Consider the following 18,976-nt stretch of genomic DNA (forward strand, 5'->3'; position numbering starts at 1 on the left):
CGTTTAATCAAAACTAGTTTAAAATTTGAGATTTTACCTTTTCTAAAACAGCATTATCAACTTCTACTTTATAAGTTTCATTTAGGCTTTGTAACCAGTTTTGTTCAATGTAGTTTTGATAATCGCTTATAACCATACCTTTTGCCTCTTCAAAAGTTTTTGTACTCTTAGGAAGCACTTTATCTACTTTTATAACATGGTAAGCTCCATTGTAATTGTAAATTTTTGAAAGTCCTTCTTTGTATTCAAAATCTTTTGGTAAAGATTGGTGTTGTGTGTCCATAATACCTCTTGTAAAAATCACTTTTTGTTCTTTATCAGTATTAAGTTGAGTATTTATCTCATCCACAGTTTTACCAGCTTTAAAAAGGTCTATCACTTTAGAAACATCTTTCTTTTTTGCAGCAGTTGCAACTACTCCATCAATTCTATTTTCCCAAACGTAGTTTGAAGAATTTTTATTGTAATAAGCTTCAAGCCCAACAGTATCTTTTACTGCTGCATTCCACACTTGTTTTTCCATAAGGTCAAACAATAACAATCCATCTCTGTATTCGTTTAAAATAAATGCAAAATTTTCATCTTCAAACTCAAGATTATCTTCTCTGTATTTAATAAGGTTAGCATCTAAAAAAGCGTTATATTCTTTAGAAATAACATCTTTTGGTGAAACATTTTTCCCTAAATACCCTCTTTGTACACTTTTAAGATGGTTAGCAAAATCACCATAGCTAAATTCAGTATTTCCTATAACTAGAAAGTTTTTCTTAGCATCAAAACCTGAAGGAACATTCCAAGCGCCTTTGAAAAAGTCATCAACAATTAAGGTTTCAAAATAAGTTAAGGCTTTTTCGTTTTCAGTAATCTTGTAACTGGATTTCAATTTTTCGGTTAATGCTGTATTTATTAATGCTGAACGAGAATCGCGCTTAACCCTTTGTTCTAATTCAGGTTTCATAACATCAAAAGCATCTAACGGTTTTTTATCCACTAGCTTAACTATGTGCCAACCGTATTCTGATTGAAAAGGCTCAGAAATATCACCAGCATTTTTAAGAGCAAATGCACCATCTTCAAAAGCTGTTGAGCTTAATTGACCGCTTTTAAATGGTGATAACAATCCTCCTTTCCCTGATGAACTTTTATCGTCCGAAAATTGTTTAGCCAACATTTCAAAACTCTCTCCTTGTTCAATCTTTTTATATAGTTCGTTGATACGTACTTCTGGTTTTAAAGTAGAATCCATTTGCTTGTTTGACACCATTATATGCTTAACTGTAACCTCTCCTCTTGATGGTCTTTTGTCTTCTACCTTTAAAATATGATATCCAAAACTACTTCTAAATGGCATCGATACTTCTCCAACATTTGTATTGTAAGCTACATTTTCAAAATCGTAAACCATTTTAAATGCCGAAAAATAGCCTAAATGCTCAGCGTAAGTTTCGTAACCCTTATAATTTAACGCTCGTGAGTTTTGCTGCTTGTAGTTAGTATTTAAATCATTAAAAACTGTTTCAAAACCTTCTTTTTGTGCACGTTTTCTAAGCTCTAACAAGTCGTTGTAAACAGCAGTAGTATCATTATTTGAAGCATCAAACCTAAATAAAATATGAGAAACTTTTACATCGTAAGCCAAACGATCGTAAGCCTCTTTAACCAAAGCATCAGTTACTTTATTATCGGTTAAATAGTTTTTGGTAAGTTGTTTTTTATAGTTTAAAAATTCTCTTTTATAATTAGCATTCTCATCTAATCCTAATCGTTTTGCTTCTTTTATCTTAAGCTTATAATTGATAAACAATTTTAAATACTCATCTACATCTTTTTGAGATTCGTCTTTTACCAATTCAAGATTTTTATTGTAAACTCTAATAAACTCTGATGCTTTTACAGGATCTCCATCAACTGTAAACAATACATCTTGCTTATTTGTTTGGGCAACACTAAATGCTGTGAAACAAAAAAAAGCAGAAAGTACAAATAACTTTAAATTCATAAATTTAGTAGTCTATTATGTGATTTGAGCAAAAATAAAACAATTAGAATATTAAACAACATGCTTTTACATCACTTTTACATTTTACTTAAAAAAACTAACTATATTTAGTCCGTTTAAATTATACTATCATGAAGTATACTACCGAAATCATTATTGAAAGTCCTATTGATACGGTTATCAGAAAACTAGACAATCCTGAAAACCTTAAACATTGGCAACGTGGTTTGGTATCTGCCGAACATATTTCGGGTACTCCTGGAGAATTTGGTGCAAAAATGAAGCTGAAATACAAAATGGGTAAAAGAGATATGGAGCTTATTGAAACCATTACTTATAGAAACCTACCTCATGAATTTCATGCAACTTATGCTACCAATAGCATGAATAACATCCAGGAAAATTACTTTAAAGAAAATAGCGAAGGCCATACTATTTGGACATCTAAAAGTGAGTTTATCCCTTTAAACTTCTTTATGAAAATTATGACTAAGCTTATGCCTAAAGCTTTTAAAAAACAATCGTTACTTTACATGCAAGATTTTAAAAATTTTGTTGAAAACGGAACATCTGTTGCCAATGCGTAAACTAAAACTCATTTGGGATTTTAGAGGTCCAGCTGCACTGCAAACCGCTAAACACCATGAAATTCACTTAAAAGAATATATTAACATTCAAAAACTTAACGTTACAATAACAGGTTTTGAAGCCATTAACGATATGCATGCAATTGCATTTTTAGTTATAGACGAAAACAACATGAAACCTGTAAGAGATGCACTTAAACCTCATAGAGGTCAAGTGTACAATAATTAATATTTACTCATGAAAAAAACCTTTTTACTATTATCAACAGCACTTGCCTTATTTACAAATTGCAAAAAAGAAAAAGCGTCAGAACAAGCACAAGAACCTACCAAGACTTACGTTGAAGAACCACACTCTTTTGCTCAACCTAACAAAGCAGTAATAACACATTTAAATTTAGACATTGAAGTAGACTTTAATACTGAAAGAGTTTCAGGAACCGCTACTTATGATATAAAAAACAATAACTCTAATACCATTGTATTAGACACTAAATACCTAGAAATACAATCGGTTTTAGCTGATGGACAACCAACCGAGTTTTCATTAGGTGAATTTAATGAGCAACTTGGTAAACCTCTTACTATCACTATCAAAGAAGACACTAAAACCATTAGTGTTAATTACAACACTACCAACAAAACAGAAGCGCTACAATGGCTTAGTCCTCAACAAACAGCTGACAAAAATCATCCGTTTTTATTCACTCAAGGTCAAGCTATATTAACACGTACTTGGATACCAATTCAAGACAGTCCTCAAGTTAGAATTACTTATGATGCTACAGTAAAAGTGCCTGTTGAGTTAATGGCAGTAATGAGTGCCGAAAACCCAAAAGAAAAGACCAAAGATGGCGTTTATCATTTTAAAATGAAACAAGCCATATCGCCTTACCTTATTGCTTTAGCTGTAGGTGATATTGAATACAAACCGGTTAGCGACAGAACAGGAGTTTATGCAGAAAAATCTATGATTGAAGCTGCTCACTATGAGTTTTCTGATATGGAAAACATGGTTGCAGCTGCTGAAAATTTATATGGAACATATGACTGGGATCAGTTTGATGTAATTGTCCTACCTCCTAGTTTTCCTTTTGGTGGTATGGAAAACCCAAGACTTACTTTTGCTACACCTACAGTAATTGCAGGAGATAAAAGTTTAACCTCTTTAATCGCTCATGAATTAGCACACTCTTGGTCTGGTAATTTAGTAACCAACGCTACATGGAATGACTTTTGGCTTAACGAAGGTTTTACAGTTTATTTTGAAATAAGAATCATGGAGGCACTTTATGGAAAAGACAGAGCAAATATGATTGCACTCATAGGAAGACAAGATCTTACCGAAGAAATTGAAGCCTTAAAAGATACTCCTGAAGCTACAAAACTGAAACTAGACCTAAAAGGACAAAATCCTGATGATGGCATGAACAGTATCGCTTACGATAAAGGTTATTTGTTTTTAAGAACACTAGAAGAAACCGTAGGAAGAGAAAAATTTGATGCGTTCATTAAAGACTATTTTAATACACATGCTTTTTCTACACTTACAACCGAAGATTTTGTAGAGTATCTTAATACTAACTTGTTACAAAAAAACAATATCACTTTTAATGTTGAAGAATGGATTTATCAACCAGGTGTTCCTGATAATCAATCTAAAATTGTATCAGATAAGTTTAAAAAAGTTGAAGAAGCTATTGATCAGTTTATTTTAAGAACTGCTGTTTACAAACCTTTAACCGAAAATTGGACTACACAAGAATGGGTTCACTTTGTGAGAAATTTACCTGAAGACATTACCACTAAACAATTAGCAATGCTTGATAATGCTTTTGATTTTTCAAACGCAAGCAATTCGCACATAGCTATGGTATGGTTTGAGCAAGCTATAAAACACAATTACCACAACAATAATGTAGACAAAAACATTGACAGCTTTTTAACTCGTGTAGGAAGACGTTGGTATGTTGAAACACTATTTAGAGCGTTTAAGAATGCCAACAGGGTTGATGAAGCTCTTGTTATTTACAAAAAAGCAAGACCTAATTACCACTCAGTTACTGCTGGTACAATTGACAAGCTACTAGGTTATAGTCCTGAATAAAAAAAGTATAGAATGAAAAAAATTGTTTTACTCATTTTAGTTTGCATTGCTACAATTGCTTGCTCTTCGTCCAAAAGTGCAATAAAGGAAACCTCTAAAAATCAAGCTCAAATTTTAGTTAACGAATATATGTTTTTGGTGACTGAAATTTCAACCGATGACAGTTATGGATATTCTCCTAAAAATGCTGTTGAAGTTGGAGGAGTGAGTGAAAATGAAGGTCCGATGAACGAACGCAGATACCTTAATGCCTTAACAGGACCAAATGGTGAAACCGTTTCTTATTACAGAGCAGGAAGCTGCTGTCCTGTAAAAAGTGAAAATGGAATAATGGGTCATGCTATGTTAGACAATTACAGAGTGACTTGGGAAGGTTCAAAGGATACTGTTTCAATATATATAAACATGTATGATTCCTCAAAACTAAAAGCGCCTAAAGGGTTTGGGTTAAGAAAATAAACTATGAGACTACTACTTTTTTGTTGTGTATTATTTATTTTCAAAACATCTTTTTCACAAGATTATCCTGAAGGCACAAAGCATATAAAAACAATATTATCGACTGTTTATAAAAAGAAAGACACCCTTGAACACAGAAAGCTTGTTACATATTACGATGAAAATTGGAATGTCCTACATAATACCAATACACTTTCTTCAGCTTTAGACAAAGGCTCTAAAACAGTAACATTAATAGATACTGATAAGAAATATGTATCAGCAATAATTACTTCTGAAAAAGACACATTAGATTACATAGTCTATCTATATGATGACAAAGGTAACAGAACTAATTATTACCAAATAAGAAAAGGTGACACTCTAAATGACCAAAAAAGAACTTATGATGAGTTTGGTAACAATACTAAACTTTATAATAAAAAAAACGGCAACTATTATTTAAGCTTTGAGGCCAACTATAACAAGCATGGTGAAGTTACACAAAGACATTGGTATAATGTTAACCAAGACATAATTAAAATTGAAAAGTTTATTTATTCAGATGATGGAAAAACTAAAAAATACTTCAAAACCAACAATAAAGGCAACTTAGAACTACAAACCGAAACTCAAGAAATAGCTCATAGAGTTATTAAAAAAACATATCATACTGAAGCTAGAGGCATAAATTATGGAATAACAATTATTAAGAAAAAAGGATATTATTCTATAACCAAAAATGACGAAAAAGACCAACTTAAACGATTAGAGATTTTTGACAAAAAAGGAAAACTCACTACTTCGGTCTATATAAACTACGAAGAGTTATAATATAATTTTAGTGTCTTCTGCTAACAACTCATTTACAAAACTGCCAAACTCGGTTTTAAACTCAATATATTTTTCACCTGTAGCAGGACCATTAAATCCTGTATGAATTTTTCTTACTGCTCCTTTTTTATCTATAAAAATGGATGTTGGATAAGACAATACATGGTTTAACATTGGTAGTTTCTCTTGTGCTTTGGTTTTATTAGAGGTTCCGTATTGTGCCAATAGTATAGGATATTCAATCCCAACATCATTTTGTAATCGTTTTATACTATTAAAGGCTTTTTCTTCAGTTTTAGAATACTCAAAAGCAAGTGCAACAAAAGCAATATCTTTATCTTGATTGTTCTTATAATATTCAGAATAAAATTTACTTTCATCCAAACAGTTAGGACACCAGCTACCCATAATTTGCACCACAACCACTTTATCTTTAAACTGCTCATCAGCTAAAGACACCATTTCACCTGATGCATCAGGAAAAGAAAACTCCAACGCATCATAACCTTCTTTTAAATAGGTTAAATCGTTAGCGTTAGGTAATTCAAAAGTGTCATTTCTATTTGCTACAAAAGGCTCTTTCCAATGTGATCCAGAGTAAAACATACCTTCCATTGTACTATCAGTTACTGTAGCAGTAAATAAAAATGCATGTGCACCATCAAAGGTTGACAAACTTAATTTATTAGCATTAATAACACCTTCAAGATATCTGTAATCGCCAGTTGTGGTTCTAAAAGTTCCTGTTACTTTATTTCCATCTTGCTTAAAAATACCTTTAGCTATGTATTTATCTTCTTCAGAGTTTGGGCTAAAAAGCGTTTCCCAACTCCCTTCAACTGTATATTTAGAGACTCTTTCGCTTGTAGCAAATCGCTCAGAGTTGCCAAACTCCGCTTCAAAATCAACCACACGATTCAAGTCCTCTTTTACATAAAATCCTTTAAGCATATCGCCTTCTATCTTCGCTTTTAAATAAGCGTCAAAAACTGGCATTTGAATAATTACCGAGTCGTTAGCATAAGTAATCTCATTTACTAAAATAACTTCTTCAGCATTAAATATTTTAATGGACTTAGGTGCAGTTACTTCAAAGTTAAACGGTAAGTTTAAAGTGTCATTGACTTTAAGCGTTGCTCTATAGTTTCCTGTTTTTAGCTTTTCAGGATTGTCTTTACACGACACTATAAGCAATATAAGTAGCAAAGTGAGGTATTTTTGCATAAATAAAATGGATTAATTATATACTCTCCAAAGAAAAACAAGGTGCAACACAAAAACAAACATCGAGCATTAAAAAATTCAATAGCAGACTAAAATCTTTTATATAGGAGCAATTATTACTCAAAAAGTAAGTGACTAACTACAAATTTATTATTCACAATAATAAAAACAGAAATTAGTTAGCAATATTTGAATCATTGCAGCAATGTTTTATCTTTGTCGATTCTATTTAAAACATCACATGAAGATTTCATATAATTGGTTAAAGCAGTTTATAAAAACAGATTGGAGTCCTGAAAAAACTGGAGAACTCCTAACTGATTTAGGCTTGGAAGTTGAAGGTATTGAGTCGTTTCAATCCATTAAAGGTGGACTTGAAGGTATAGTTGTTGGAGAGGTTCTTACCTGTGTACAACACCCAAATGCTGACAGACTAAAAGTTACTACTGTAAATATTGGTGAAGAAACGCCTTTACAAATTGTTTGTGGAGCACCTAATGTTGCTGCTGGTCAAAAAGTACCTGTCGCTACTATAGGAACTACACTTTACACAAGCGAAGGTGAAGCTTGGAAAATCAAAAAAGGAAAAATTAGAGGTGAAGAAAGCCACGGAATGATTTGCGCTGAGGATGAACTTGGTCTAGGATCGTCTCATGAAGGTATTTTAGTTCTAGATGAAAAAATAAAGGTTGGCGCATTAGCTTCTGAAATTTTCAAAGTAGAAAACGACCATGTTTTTGAAATTGGGTTAACTCCTAATAGAGCTGATGCAATGAGTCATTTTGGTACTGCAAGAGACCTCAAAGCTGGCTTACTTCAAAAGGATATTAATCTTGAGTTGATAACACCTTCAGTAAGTGCGTTTCATGTAGATAGCAGAACTTTAAAAATTGATGTAGAAGTTAATGATAAAGAACTAGCTCCTCGTTATTGCGGAGTTACAATTTCTGGAATAAAAGTTGAAGCATCTCCTGCTTGGTTACAAAACCGATTAAAAGCCATTGGTTTAGCGCCAAAAAATAATGTTGTAGATATCACCAACTATGTACTTCATGAACTTGGTCAACCCTTACATGCTTTTGATGCTAATAAGATTACAGGAAATAAAGTTATTGTAAAAACGCTACCTAAAGGTACTAAGTTTACAACTTTAGATGAAGTAGAACGCGAGTTACATGAAGAAGATTTAATGATTTGTGATGCCGAAAAACCTATGTGTATTGCTGGTGTTTTTGGTGGTATAGAGTCTGGAGTAACCGAAAGTACAACTAGTATCTTTTTAGAAAGTGCTTATTTCAATCCTGTAAGTGTGCGAAAAACAGCTAAAAGACACGGTTTAAATACTGATGCTTCTTTTAGGTTTGAACGTGGTATTGACCCTAACATTACTGAATATGCACTAAAACGTGCTGCATTATTAATTCAGGATATTGCTGGTGGCGAAATAACGAGTGACGTTATTGACATGTATCCAAATAAAATTGAAGATTTTCAGGTACGTTTAAGTTTTGAAAACGCTAAAAAACTTATTGGAGAGGAAATTCCTAAAGAAGTTATCAAAAGAATACTTACGTCCTTAGACATTAAAGTAAATAACGTTACTGAAGCTGGTTTAGGACTAACAGTTCCTGCCTATAGAAATGACGTACAACGTGAAGCTGATGTTATTGAAGAAATCTTGAGAGTTTATGGTTACAACAACATTAAAACCACTGAAAAACTAAATGCTTCAATTTCAAACTCATCGCGTTTTGAAGATTATAAATTGCAAAATATTGTAGGTAATCAATTGTCTGCTCAAGGATTTTATGAGATTATGGCAAATTCACTTACAAATCCAAAATACATTGCTTTAACGCAAAACTTAAACGACGAGCATAATGTAGAAATGCTTAATCCGTTGAGTAACGATTTAAGCGTTATGCGTCAAAGTCTACTGTTTTCTGGTTTAGAAGCTGTAAGTCATAACATCAACAGAAAAAGAGACAACCTTAAATTATATGAGTTTGGTAAAACTTATCACAACTACAATGGTAATCGTGAAGAGCACAAACACTTATCTCTTTTTGTTAGCGGAAACAGAAATACTGAACGTTGGAACGCTCCAACACAACAAAGTGATTTCTTTTACCTAAAAGGAACTATTACTGCTGTTTTAGAACGTCTTGGTATAACTTCGTTAAAAGTTTCTCCTATTAAAAATGATGTTTTTAGTGAAGGTATTTCTTTATCTAAAGGAAAAGTCAAACTAGTAGAATTTGGATTAATCGGTAAAAAAGTATTGAAACATTTTGGAATAGCCCAAAGCGTACTTTTTGCTGATTTTAATTGGGGTAACATTTTAGAAACTGTTAAACAGAATAACATTACTTTTAAAGACATTCCTAAATACCCAGAAGTAAGACGAGATTTTGCGTTGTTACTTGATGATAATGTTACTTTTGAGCAAATAGATACTATTGCTATGCAAACTGAAAAACAGCTTCTTAAAGATGTTGATTTGTTTGATGTATATCAAGGTAAAAACCTTCCAAAAGGTAAAAAGAGTTATGCTGTGAGTTTTACATTACAAGACGAGCACAAAACACTTACAGATAAGCAAATAGATAAAATTATGAACAAGTTGCAATCTAATTTTGAAAAGCAACTTGGAGCTGAATTAAGATAAACCAATACCAACACGCTTAATTGTAATAAAGAGAGTGCTTCTTAGATTTAAAGTATTAACAGTTCTAGCTATAATGCTGTTTACCTACAACAACTCTGTAGCGCAACAGCTTGTTATTGATGTACAAGAGCAAGACTCTACTTCAATATGGCAATTAGCAAAGCATGATTTTAAATACACTTTAAAAGGTGTAGGACATTCTTTTACTAGACCGCTACATTGGAAGTCTAAAGATTTTGAAAAGCTTGGTTTATTTGTTGCAGGTACTGCAGCACTTAGTTTAGCGGATGAGCCTATTCGTGACTTTGCTTTAAACAATAAAGACGACTTCCCTACACCATTAAGAGATTTTGGTTGGTATTTTGGTAGTCCACAAAACTACTTTATGGCAAATGCAGGTTTATATGCGTTTGGGATATTTACTAAAAATGAAAAAGTCCGTAAAACTAGTGTTTTAATTATATCATCATCTATAACTACAGGTTTAATACAAACTGTTAGTAAAGCTGCAATTGGTAGAGCTCGTCCTGGTTCTGGTTATGACAACTACACTTTTAAACCCTTTTCAGGCGAAGCCGCTTTTAGATCCTTTCCTTCGGGACATACTATTCTTTCTGTAACTATGGCACATTCAATTGCCAAACAATTTAAAAACCCTTGGGTTAAAGCAGGTATTTATACCGTTGGAGCAATTCCTCCAATATCAAGAATTATTGATGATGCGCATTGGGTTACTGACATTGCTTTTAGTGCAATTGTTAGTATAGTTGTTGTAGATAGTATTGATAAGTTTTTAAACGATGAAAATGCTTACAACACTCCTAAAAGAGAAAAACAAATCAGCTGGAATATTAAATTCAGTACCAACCAAATAGGTTTAGTAGGTACGTTTTAATTTAAACTTCAATTTTAAAAATATTATACTTTTTTTAATGATTAAGCCTCAAATAATCATTAATTTTAGCATAAATAAAAAATCACAATATTATGGCAACCGTAACTTTAAAAGGAAATACAATACATACTTCAGGAACTTTACCATCTGTTGGTTCTAAAGCTCCAGATTTCACCCTTACCACAAACGATTTAGGCAGTAAATCGTTAAATGATTTTAAAGGCAGCAATGTAATTTTAAACATCTTCCCAAGTGTTGATACTGGTACTTGTGCTCAATCTGTAAGAACTTTTAACAAAGAAGCAAGTAGCTTAAACAACACTAAAGTATTGTGCATCTCTAAAGATTTACCTTTTGCACAATCACGTTTTTGTGGTGCTGAAGGACTAGATAATGTGATTAGTTTATCTGATTACAAAGATGGCAGTTTTGGGAAAGCTTATGGCTTAGATTTTACTGATGGTCCATTAGAAGCTTTACACTCTAGATGTATTGTAGTAATCAATGCTGATGGTGTTGTTACACATACTGAGCAAGTTGCTGAAATTGTAGACGAACCTAACTACAAAGCTGCATTAGACGCTTTATCTTAATTTACAAATGCCCAAAAAGGAGTCTTTTTTACAAAACAGATTAAAAAGCGTAGGTTTTGCCTATAAAGGTGCTGCTTACTTAATCAAAACTGAAGCAAGTATAAAAATTCAGATAGTAGTAGCTATTCTAGTTACTGCTGCTGGATTTTATTTTAATATTTCTACTACCGAATGGTTATTTCAAATAGCGTTTATTGGTTTAGTAATAAGTATTGAAGGTGTTAATACTGCTGTTGAATATATTGCAGATTTTATTCATCCTGAACATCACAAGTCAATTGGCAGAATAAAAGACATAGCTGCTGGAGCAGTTTTTATCGCATCGGTTACAGCTATTATAGGCGCTTTGGTGATTTATATCCCAAAGTTGTTTTAATACTAATTACGTTAGGATAAACGTTAGTAATTTGTATTTTTGTTTTAATCTAACAATGCGTTGATGGCGAAGAAGAAAACCAAAACTAAAAGCAGTAAAACTTCTAAATTTAAAAAGCCGAATTTAACATTAACAAGCCAACAAAAATTAATTTTTGGTAGTTTGTTGATGATATTTGGTATCATACTCTTTATAGCTTTCTTGTCGTTTTTATTTAGTGGAAAAGCAGACCAAAGCATTGTTAGTCAATTTCCTTCTCGCGAGCAAGAAGCCGAAAACTGGATGAATGTTATTGGTGCTTGGTTAAGCGAATTGTTTATCACTAAAGGATTTGGTATTGCATCGTTTATCTTTTCAGGTTTACTATTCCTTTCAGGTGTTTACGTTACACTAGATATTAATAAAACTAAGCTAAGAAAACACTGGATATGGGGAACACTCATTGTTATTTGGTTATCCATATTTTTTGGTTTTTTCACACATAAATACAACATACTTGGAGGAACCATAGGCTTTGAAATGAACTCTTATTTCCAAGATTATATTGGTAAAATTGGTACAGCTCTACTCCTACTTTTTGGGTTGATTTCTTATTTAGCTATCCGATTTAAATTTACAGGTCAAACCTTTGTAAACCTTTTTAAACGTGCCAAAAAAGACCTTAAAAATGAGTTCAACACTACCTCTGATGATGATACTTCAATTGCTGTAGATAATGACCTAACTGCCGAAGCTGAAGATATCAAATCTGCTTTTGAGCTTAATGTTCAAGACACCCTAGAGCCAACTATTGAAAACCATTCAAAACCAGAACCTAAAAAAGAGCCTATAAAAGTTGAAGTTACTGAAGAGGTTAAAGAAGACGTAGAAATAGAGATTGAACAATTTGAAGAAGAAATTTCTGAAGCTGATAACTTATCAAATAAGCTCGTTGAAGATTTCGGACAGTTTGACCCAACACTAGAACTTAGTAAGTTTGAATTTCCGCCTTTAGATTTGTTAAAAAAATACGATTCTGAAGGTATCACCATAAACCAAGAAGAGCTAGAAGAAAACAAAAACCGAATTGTAGAAACCCTGAATAACTACAAAATTGGAATTTCTAACATTAAAGCTACTATTGGACCAACAGTAACACTTTATGAAATTGTCCCTGAAGCTGGAGTAAGAATTTCAAGAATCAAAAACCTTGAAGATGATATTGCATTATCGCTTTCAGCATTAGGAATTCGTATTATTGCTCCTATTCCAGGAAAAGGAACCATAGGTATTGAGGTGCCAAACAAAAACTCAACTATTGTTTCCATGCGTTCGGTAATTGCTTCGCAAAAATTTCAAAAATCTGACATGCAATTGCCTATTGCTTTTGGTAAAACCATTAGCAATGAAACTATGGTTGTAGACTTAGCAAAAATGCCTCATTTACTTATGGCAGGTGCTACAGGACAAGGAAAATCAGTAGGTTTAAATGCAGTTTTAACTTCGCTATTGTATAAAAAACATCCTGCAGAAGTTAAGTTTGTGTTGGTTGATCCTAAAAAAGTAGAACTTACTTTATTCAATAAAATTGAGCGTCATTATTTGGCAAAACTACCCGATAGTGAGGAAGCCATAATTACCGATAACACTAAAGTGATTAACACGTTAAACTCTTTGTGTATTGAAATGGATAATCGTTACGAAATGCTTAAAAACGCAATGTGTCGTAACATTAAAGAATACAACGAAAAGTTTAAAGCTAGAAAATTAAATCCAAACGATGGACATCAATACTTACCATATATTGTCTTGGTTGTTGATGAGTTTGCCGATTTAATTATGACAGCAGGAAAAGAAGTTGAAACTCCAATTGCGCGTTTAGCACAATTAGCTCGTGCCATTGGTATTCACCTAATTATTGCTACACAACGTCCATCGGTTAACGTTATTACAGGTATTATTAAAGCAAACTTCCCTGCTCGTATCGCTTTTAGAGTAACTTCAAAAATAGACTCACGTACTATTTTAGATGGAGCTGGAGCAGACCAACTTATTGGTCGAGGAGATATGCTTTACACTCAAGGAAACGACATTATAAGAATACAATGTGCTTTTGTTGACACACCAGAAGTAGAAAAAATCACTGAATTTATTGGTGCACAAAAAGCATATCCAGATGCTTACCTTTTACCAGAGTATGTTGGTGAAGAAAGTGGCACAAGTATTGATATAGATATAGAAGACAGAGATAAGCTGTTTAGAGAAGCTGCCGAAATAATTGTAACTGCACAACAAGGTTCAGCATCATTGTTGCAACGTAAATTAAAATTAGGTTACAACAGAGCTGGAAGGTTAATTGACCAACTTGAAGCTGCTGGTATTGTTGGTGGTTTTGAAGGCAGTAAAGCACGTCAGGTTTTAGTACCAGATTTAGCAGCATTAGACCAACTATTAGAAAACGAAAGCCTTTAGGCACAAAAAACATAATGATGAAAAAAATTGTAATAGCATTAGTCCTTTTAATCAGTTTTAGCACAGTAGCACAAAATTCAGCTAAAAACTTACTTAATGAAGTTAGCGCAAAGATTAAAAGCTATGAAAACATTAGTATTGACTTTAAATATGCATTAAAAAATACAAGCGAAAACATTGACCAAGAAACTCGTGGTGATGTTGTAATGCAAGGTGAAAAATACAGACTTAACATTTTAGGAGCTACTAGAATTTTTGATGGTAAAACCCTTTATACGATAAGTCCTGATGATGAAGAAGTAACTATTTCTTCAGATAATTCTGAAGATGAAAGCACAATCACACCTAGTAAAATGTTATCTTTTTACGAAGATGGTTACACATACACAATGGATATTGTTCAAAATGTAAATGGTAGAAAAATTCAATATGTAAAACTAAGTCCTATTGATACTAATTCTGAAATTAAGCAAGTTTTATTAGGTATTGATGCACAAACCAAGCATATTTACAACCTTATTGAAGTTGGTAAAAATGGAACAAAAACAACTTTAACTGTTAATTCTTTTAAAACTAATGAGCCGATTTCAAAATCCTTATTTACTTTTGATGAGAATAAGTATAAAGATTACTACATCAATAAATTGGATTAGGCTTTAATTAATGAAAATACTTGATAGGTACATACTTAAAACGTACTTAAAAACATTTATGAGCGTGTTTGTGATACTCATGCTCATTTTTGTTTTACAATCTATTTGGTTGTATATAAGTGAACTTGCAGGAAAAGATTTAGCGGTTTCTGTAATACTTAAGTTTCTTGTATATGTAACTCCTACCCTTATTCCTCTAATTTTACCGCTTACTATTCTTTTAGCCTCAATAATGGTGTTTGGTAGCTTTGCCGAAAACTATGAATTTGCCGCGATGAAATCTACAGGTATTTCATTACAAAGAGCAATGAGAGGCTTAAGTGTTTTTATACTCATACTTGCTGTAGTTACATTTTTCTTTGCTAACAACGTTATTCCTTGGGCAAACTATAACTTTTATAACTTAAGAAAAAACATTGCCAAAACCCTACCTGCTATGGCAATTGCCGAAGGGCAGTTTAACGAAGTTGGTAACTACAATATTAAAGTAGAAGAAAAAAGTGGTGAAAAAGGCCAGTACTTAAAAAATGTTTACATACATAAAAAAAACACGAAAAGAGTTGGGAACTATACTGTAATTTCTTCTGAAACTGGAGAACTGATAAGTAGTGAAAACTCTAATATTTTACAATTAGTACTTTACAATGGTAATTACTATGACGAAGTTATTAGTAACGACCCAAAACAAAATGTAAAAAAACCACATGTAAAAAGTTACTTTGAGAAGTACGTTATAAATGTTGATTTAGAAGGACTAAACGATGTAGATTACGAGGAAAAGAGTTACGAAAGCAGGTTTAACATGCTTGATGTGAGCGACCTAAACTACACTATAGATAGTCTTTACAATGAAAAATCAAATGACTTTAAAGATTTTTCTAAAACGCTTTATGAAAGAACATCTATTGCCAATTTAAAAGACGACATTCAAACCAAAAAAGATTCTAATTACACAGGTGAAGTCCTAGAGTTATTTGATACAAAAACCAAAGTTCAACTTCTTAATTTGGCTACAAATACAGTTAATAGTACTAATCAAATTATAGAATCTAAATCATTTGCAGCTACCAGTAAAACCAAGTGGCTAAACAAGCACATCATTTCATTACACGAAAAATACGCACTAGGATTTGCTTGTATAATTCTATTCTTTGTTGGCGCTCCTCTTGGTGCACTAATAAGAAAAGGAGGTATTGGTTTACCTTTGGTTATTGCAATATTATTGTTTTTGACCTACCATTTTATAGGAATTTTTTCTAAAAACAGTTCTCAGGATGGGTCTTTCAATCCTGTTTTTGCAACATGGCTCTCGACATTAATCATGTTACCTTTAAGTATTTATTTAACACGTCGTGCCACAAAAGATAGAGGTTTATTTGAATTTGATTCCATATTAGATCCGCTTAAAAAACTATTCAGAATAAAACCCAAAGATGAAAATGATCCACTTCTACTAAGTTATAAGAAGCTTGAAACTTATAATGAAGATAAGCTAGTAGATGTTATTAAAAACTTTGAATCCTACGATTACGACGAAACCGTAAAACCTAGAGCCTATGCGCAACTTAAAAAACTAGGTTTAAACACAAGCGAAATAGTTGAAAAAGGCATTAACATTGATAAGAATTTTATAGCCTCTGAAAAAGTTGCAAAAGACTTTAACGACTACTCGTTAACCACATTTGTGTCTTATGCTATTGCTGCTGTTTTTATAGTACTTCATTTTGTATTTAAAAACAATAAGCTTCCTGAATTAGCAGTTACTATACTTAACTTAGGTTTAATTGCACTATTATTCTTTGCGATTTACTTTGTAGTATCTTCAATTAAGATTTCTAAGTTTTTCAGCACACTCAAAGAGAGTGATAAAAAAATCAATTACTTTTTGCTGCTTATTGGTCTGCCTTTTTATGCTTTAACCTACTTCTTGTTAAAAAACAGAGTAAAAGAAGAGTTATCAAAAAGTAGCATAAAAAATATAAAATAAGCCATATCTTTGCAGCATAAATATATGCTCGTTATGCTTAAAACCGCAAAACAATCCGTGAAAATTGAATTGAATACTATAGAAGAAGCCATTAATGATATTCGTGATGGTAAAGTAGTAATTGTTGTTGATGATGAAAACAGAGAAAACGAAGGCGACTTTATAGCTGCTGCTGAAACGGTTACTCCAGAGATGATTAACTTTATGGCAACTAATGGTAGAGGCTTAATTTGTGCGCCTTTAACTGAAGATAGGTGTCAAGATTTAGACCTTAACATGATGGTACAAAACAATACTGTTTTGCACCATACACAATTTACTGTTTCTGTAGATTTAATTGGTCATGGATGTACCACTGGAATTTCGGTACACGACAGAGCAAAAACCATTAAAGCATTGGTGGATGATGACACTAAACCTCATGACCTTGGAAGACCTGGTCATATCTTTCCTTTAAGAGCAAAAAATGGAGGTGTACTTCGTAGAACAGGTCATACTGAAGCTGCTGTAGATTTAGCACGTTTAGCAGGATTTAAACCAGCAGGAATTCTTGTTGAAATCTTAAATGAAGATGGCACAATGGCACGCTTACCTCAACTGGTTAAAGTGGCTGAAAAGTTTGACTTGAAAGTAATTTCTATTGAAGATTTAGTGGCTTACAGAATGGAGCACGATTCTTTAATTGATAAAAAAGAAGACTTTAACATTGAAACTCGTTTTGGAAGTTTCCGATTAAGAGCATACCAACAAACAACCAATAATCAAATTCATATTGCACTTACCAAAGGAACTTGGACTAACGATGAAAGCATATTAACACGAGTTAATGCTACTTTAGTAAACAATGACATTTTAGGAACTTTAACTAACAATGCCGATGAGAAGTTGGATGATATGTTTAAAGTTATAAATGAAGAAGGCAAAGGTGCTATTATCTTTATCAACCAGCAATCACAATCTATGAATCTTTTAAAACGTCTTAGTGCTTTAAGAGACAGTCAGGTTAAAGGTGAAGTTGTAAAAGCTCCAAGAATTGAAATGGACAGTAAAGACTTTGGTATTGGTGCTCAAATACTTCATGACTTAAACATTCATAAACTACGTTTAATCTCTAATAGCCAACAAACCAAACGTGTTGGTATGATTGGTTATGGTTTAGAAATTGTTGAGTACGTTAAGTATTAATCTAACACTTCAAATTCTTTAAATAATCCTTTTGCTTTTGCATTTGGTACTTCAGCGATGAAAGCGTATTTACCTGGTTTTAAATTGGCGTAAAAATAGCCTGTGCTGCCTTGTACTGCATCATTAAAACCACCTAAAAACTCAACACCATTAGGAACAGGTGTAATAAACCCTTTTGGGTCATACCATACCATCCAAGACTCTAAAGTGTCTCTATTTGCATGAGGTTCTAGTTTTACAAGATGCACATCAGTAGAGGCAAAGTTTTCATGTAGTTTTTGACTAAGAACATTCACCTGAAAAATATGTTTTCCTTTTGGAATATGTCTATTAAAATGAAATCCATCTTCTCTTATATCAATTGTGTCTGTTGCTTTAGGAGCTACATTTCCACTATCTGTTTCGCTTACGTATACTTGCTTTACCATTCCCATTGTTGAGTGAAATTTGCCATTAGGCATCTTTACATAACATTCCATACTATAAAGACCAGGTTCCAAGTAAAGTGCAGTATAGGTTTTACTTTTTGGTGCAATCAATCCTGAACCACCTGTAGAAATACATTTGCTAAACCACTCTGGTAATTTGCTAAAAGCAGCAAAGCCTTCTTCGGTTTTACCCTCGTTTATTAAATCCATACCTTCTTCAAAAACTGGATCGGATTCAGTTTTAAAATTTTCTGAAGTTATGCCTTCTGGCATTTTAACGAATCTAAAAAAGTGTGTTTCATTTGCTCTATTGTCATACTTAAAAGTATTCCAACCAGAAGAAATAGTATCTGCCATAACAAACTCCATACTTCTTGTTAAAATATCTATTGTATTGGTTGGTAGTTTTACAGTCTCTTCATGTTCTGCTACTTCAATAACAGATTCTGTTTTTTTGTCATTCTTACAATTAAAGACTGTAAAAACTAAAACAAATAAGATTAGCTGGTTTAATTTTCTCATAACTTAAATTATTAAATTACTGATATAAA

The 18,976-nt window shown here is 32.5% G+C and carries 16 protein-coding genes; 13 read left to right on the plus strand and 3 right to left on the minus strand.

The window, feature by feature from the left end:
* Positions 1–13: 13 nt before the first annotated feature.
* A complete protein-coding gene (locus ACQ0RB_RS13475) occupies positions 14–1,999 on the minus strand; it encodes a peptidylprolyl isomerase (RefSeq protein ID WP_430499077.1) in 1,986 nt (661 codons plus the stop codon).
* 131 nt (positions 2,000–2,130) lie between these two features.
* Between ACQ0RB_RS13475 and ACQ0RB_RS13480 the strand changes: the two genes are divergently transcribed.
* From ACQ0RB_RS13480 to ACQ0RB_RS13500, 5 genes are read left to right on the plus strand one after another with little or no spacing between them, the layout of a single operon-like run.
* A complete protein-coding gene (locus ACQ0RB_RS13480; protein ID WP_131509028.1) occupies positions 2,131–2,586 on the plus strand; it encodes an SRPBCC family protein in 456 nt (151 codons plus the stop codon).
* Positions 2,579–2,815 carry a hypothetical protein gene (locus tag ACQ0RB_RS13485; protein WP_129761762.1) on the plus strand — a complete coding sequence of 79 codons (237 nt, stop codon included), beginning with the start codon at positions 2,579–2,581 and terminating at the stop codon, positions 2,813–2,815. Before ACQ0RB_RS13480 ends, ACQ0RB_RS13485 begins: the two co-directional genes overlap by 8 nt.
* Positions 2,816–2,824: 9 nt before the next feature.
* On the plus strand, positions 2,825–4,693 hold the full coding sequence (locus ACQ0RB_RS13490; protein WP_430499080.1) for a M1 family metallopeptidase: 1,869 nt from the start codon (positions 2,825–2,827) through the stop codon (positions 4,691–4,693).
* Positions 4,694–4,705: 12 nt separating this feature from the next.
* Complete coding sequence (locus tag ACQ0RB_RS13495) at positions 4,706–5,152, plus strand: 2-dehydro-3-deoxyphosphooctonate aldolase (RefSeq protein ID WP_129761760.1); 447 nt, start codon at positions 4,706–4,708, stop codon at positions 5,150–5,152.
* Between the two features lie 3 nt (positions 5,153–5,155).
* Positions 5,156–5,965: a hypothetical protein gene (locus ACQ0RB_RS13500; protein WP_129761759.1), complete on the plus strand. Its 810-nt coding sequence runs from the start codon at positions 5,156–5,158 to the stop codon at positions 5,963–5,965.
* On the opposite strand, the gene ACQ0RB_RS13505 is transcribed toward ACQ0RB_RS13500, so the two are convergent.
* On the minus strand, positions 5,960–7,189 hold the full coding sequence (locus ACQ0RB_RS13505; protein WP_430499082.1) for a peroxiredoxin family protein: 1,230 nt from the start codon (positions 7,187–7,189) through the stop codon (positions 5,960–5,962). The two genes, ACQ0RB_RS13500 and ACQ0RB_RS13505, sit on opposite strands and share 6 nt — an antisense overlap.
* A 241-nt stretch (positions 7,190–7,430) precedes the next feature.
* On the opposite strand from ACQ0RB_RS13505, the gene pheT reads away from it, so the two are divergent.
* The 8 genes from pheT to ribB all read left to right on the plus strand — a co-directional run bounded on the left by pheT (position 7,431) and on the right by ribB (position 17,997).
* Positions 7,431–9,857 (plus strand): phenylalanine--tRNA ligase subunit beta, encoded by a 2,427-nt coding sequence (gene pheT / locus ACQ0RB_RS13510; RefSeq protein WP_430499084.1) that lies wholly within the window; start codon positions 7,431–7,433, stop codon positions 9,855–9,857.
* Between the two features lie 73 nt (positions 9,858–9,930).
* On the plus strand, positions 9,931–10,752 hold the full coding sequence (locus tag ACQ0RB_RS13515; protein WP_335976294.1) for a phosphatase PAP2 family protein: 822 nt from the start codon (positions 9,931–9,933) through the stop codon (positions 10,750–10,752).
* A 92-nt stretch (positions 10,753–10,844) separates the two neighbouring features.
* Positions 10,845–11,345: a thiol peroxidase gene (gene tpx, locus ACQ0RB_RS13520; protein WP_129761755.1), complete on the plus strand. Its 501-nt coding sequence runs from the start codon at positions 10,845–10,847 to the stop codon at positions 11,343–11,345.
* Positions 11,346–11,352: 7 nt separating this feature from the next.
* Positions 11,353–11,721 carry a diacylglycerol kinase gene (locus ACQ0RB_RS13525; RefSeq protein ID WP_129761754.1) on the plus strand — a complete coding sequence of 123 codons (369 nt, stop codon included), beginning with the start codon at positions 11,353–11,355 and terminating at the stop codon, positions 11,719–11,721.
* Between the two features lie 63 nt (positions 11,722–11,784).
* Positions 11,785–14,172: a DNA translocase FtsK gene (locus ACQ0RB_RS13530; protein ID WP_430499087.1), complete on the plus strand. Its 2,388-nt coding sequence runs from the start codon at positions 11,785–11,787 to the stop codon at positions 14,170–14,172.
* A 17-nt stretch (positions 14,173–14,189) separates the two neighbouring features.
* Positions 14,190–14,825 carry a LolA family protein gene (locus tag ACQ0RB_RS13535; RefSeq protein ID WP_131509018.1) on the plus strand — a complete coding sequence of 212 codons (636 nt, stop codon included), beginning with the start codon at positions 14,190–14,192 and terminating at the stop codon, positions 14,823–14,825.
* Between the two features lie 10 nt (positions 14,826–14,835).
* A complete protein-coding gene (locus ACQ0RB_RS13540; protein WP_430499089.1) occupies positions 14,836–16,812 on the plus strand; it encodes an LptF/LptG family permease in 1,977 nt (658 codons plus the stop codon).
* Positions 16,813–16,845: 33 nt separating this feature from the next.
* The gene (ribB, locus tag ACQ0RB_RS13545) at positions 16,846–17,997 is read left to right on the plus strand and encodes a 3,4-dihydroxy-2-butanone-4-phosphate synthase (RefSeq protein WP_129761750.1); all 1,152 of its coding nucleotides are present in this window, start codon (positions 16,846–16,848) and stop codon (positions 17,995–17,997) included.
* Here ribB and ACQ0RB_RS13550 read toward each other — a convergent pair.
* Positions 17,994–18,947 (minus strand): hypothetical protein, encoded by a 954-nt coding sequence (locus tag ACQ0RB_RS13550; protein WP_430499091.1) that lies wholly within the window; start codon positions 18,945–18,947, stop codon positions 17,994–17,996. The genes ribB and ACQ0RB_RS13550 overlap by 4 nt on opposite strands.
* Positions 18,948–18,976: the final 29 nt, after the last annotated feature.

This window comes from Gaetbulibacter sp. PBL-D1 (genome assembly GCF_050509525.1).
In the GTDB taxonomy this organism is placed as follows: Bacteria; Bacteroidota; Bacteroidia; order Flavobacteriales; family Flavobacteriaceae; genus Gaetbulibacter_B; species Gaetbulibacter_B jejuensis.

Coding starts and splice junctions, on each gene's coding strand:
- ACQ0RB_RS13475 (WP_430499077.1), bottom strand. CDS start 1,999: ATGAATTTAAAGTTATTTGTACTTTCTGCTTTTTTTTGTTTCACAGCA.
- ACQ0RB_RS13480 (WP_131509028.1), top strand. CDS start 2,131: ATGAAGTATACTACCGAAATCATTATTGAAAGTCCTATTGATACGGTT.
- ACQ0RB_RS13485 (WP_129761762.1), top strand. CDS start 2,579: ATGCGTAAACTAAAACTCATTTGGGATTTTAGAGGTCCAGCTGCACTG.
- ACQ0RB_RS13490 (WP_430499080.1), top strand. CDS start 2,825: ATGAAAAAAACCTTTTTACTATTATCAACAGCACTTGCCTTATTTACA.
- ACQ0RB_RS13495 (WP_129761760.1), top strand. CDS start 4,706: ATGAAAAAAATTGTTTTACTCATTTTAGTTTGCATTGCTACAATTGCT.
- ACQ0RB_RS13500 (WP_129761759.1), top strand. CDS start 5,156: ATGAGACTACTACTTTTTTGTTGTGTATTATTTATTTTCAAAACATCT.
- ACQ0RB_RS13505 (WP_430499082.1), bottom strand. CDS start 7,189: ATGCAAAAATACCTCACTTTGCTACTTATATTGCTTATAGTGTCGTGT.
- pheT (WP_430499084.1), top strand. CDS start 7,431: ATGAAGATTTCATATAATTGGTTAAAGCAGTTTATAAAAACAGATTGG.
- ACQ0RB_RS13515 (WP_335976294.1), top strand. CDS start 9,931: ATGCTGTTTACCTACAACAACTCTGTAGCGCAACAGCTTGTTATTGAT.
- tpx (WP_129761755.1), top strand. CDS start 10,845: ATGGCAACCGTAACTTTAAAAGGAAATACAATACATACTTCAGGAACT.
- ACQ0RB_RS13525 (WP_129761754.1), top strand. CDS start 11,353: ATGCCCAAAAAGGAGTCTTTTTTACAAAACAGATTAAAAAGCGTAGGT.
- ACQ0RB_RS13530 (WP_430499087.1), top strand. CDS start 11,785: ATGGCGAAGAAGAAAACCAAAACTAAAAGCAGTAAAACTTCTAAATTT.
- ACQ0RB_RS13535 (WP_131509018.1), top strand. CDS start 14,190: ATGAAAAAAATTGTAATAGCATTAGTCCTTTTAATCAGTTTTAGCACA.
- ACQ0RB_RS13540 (WP_430499089.1), top strand. CDS start 14,836: ATGAAAATACTTGATAGGTACATACTTAAAACGTACTTAAAAACATTT.
- ribB (WP_129761750.1), top strand. CDS start 16,846: ATGCTTAAAACCGCAAAACAATCCGTGAAAATTGAATTGAATACTATA.
- ACQ0RB_RS13550 (WP_430499091.1), bottom strand. CDS start 18,947: ATGAGAAAATTAAACCAGCTAATCTTATTTGTTTTAGTTTTTACAGTC.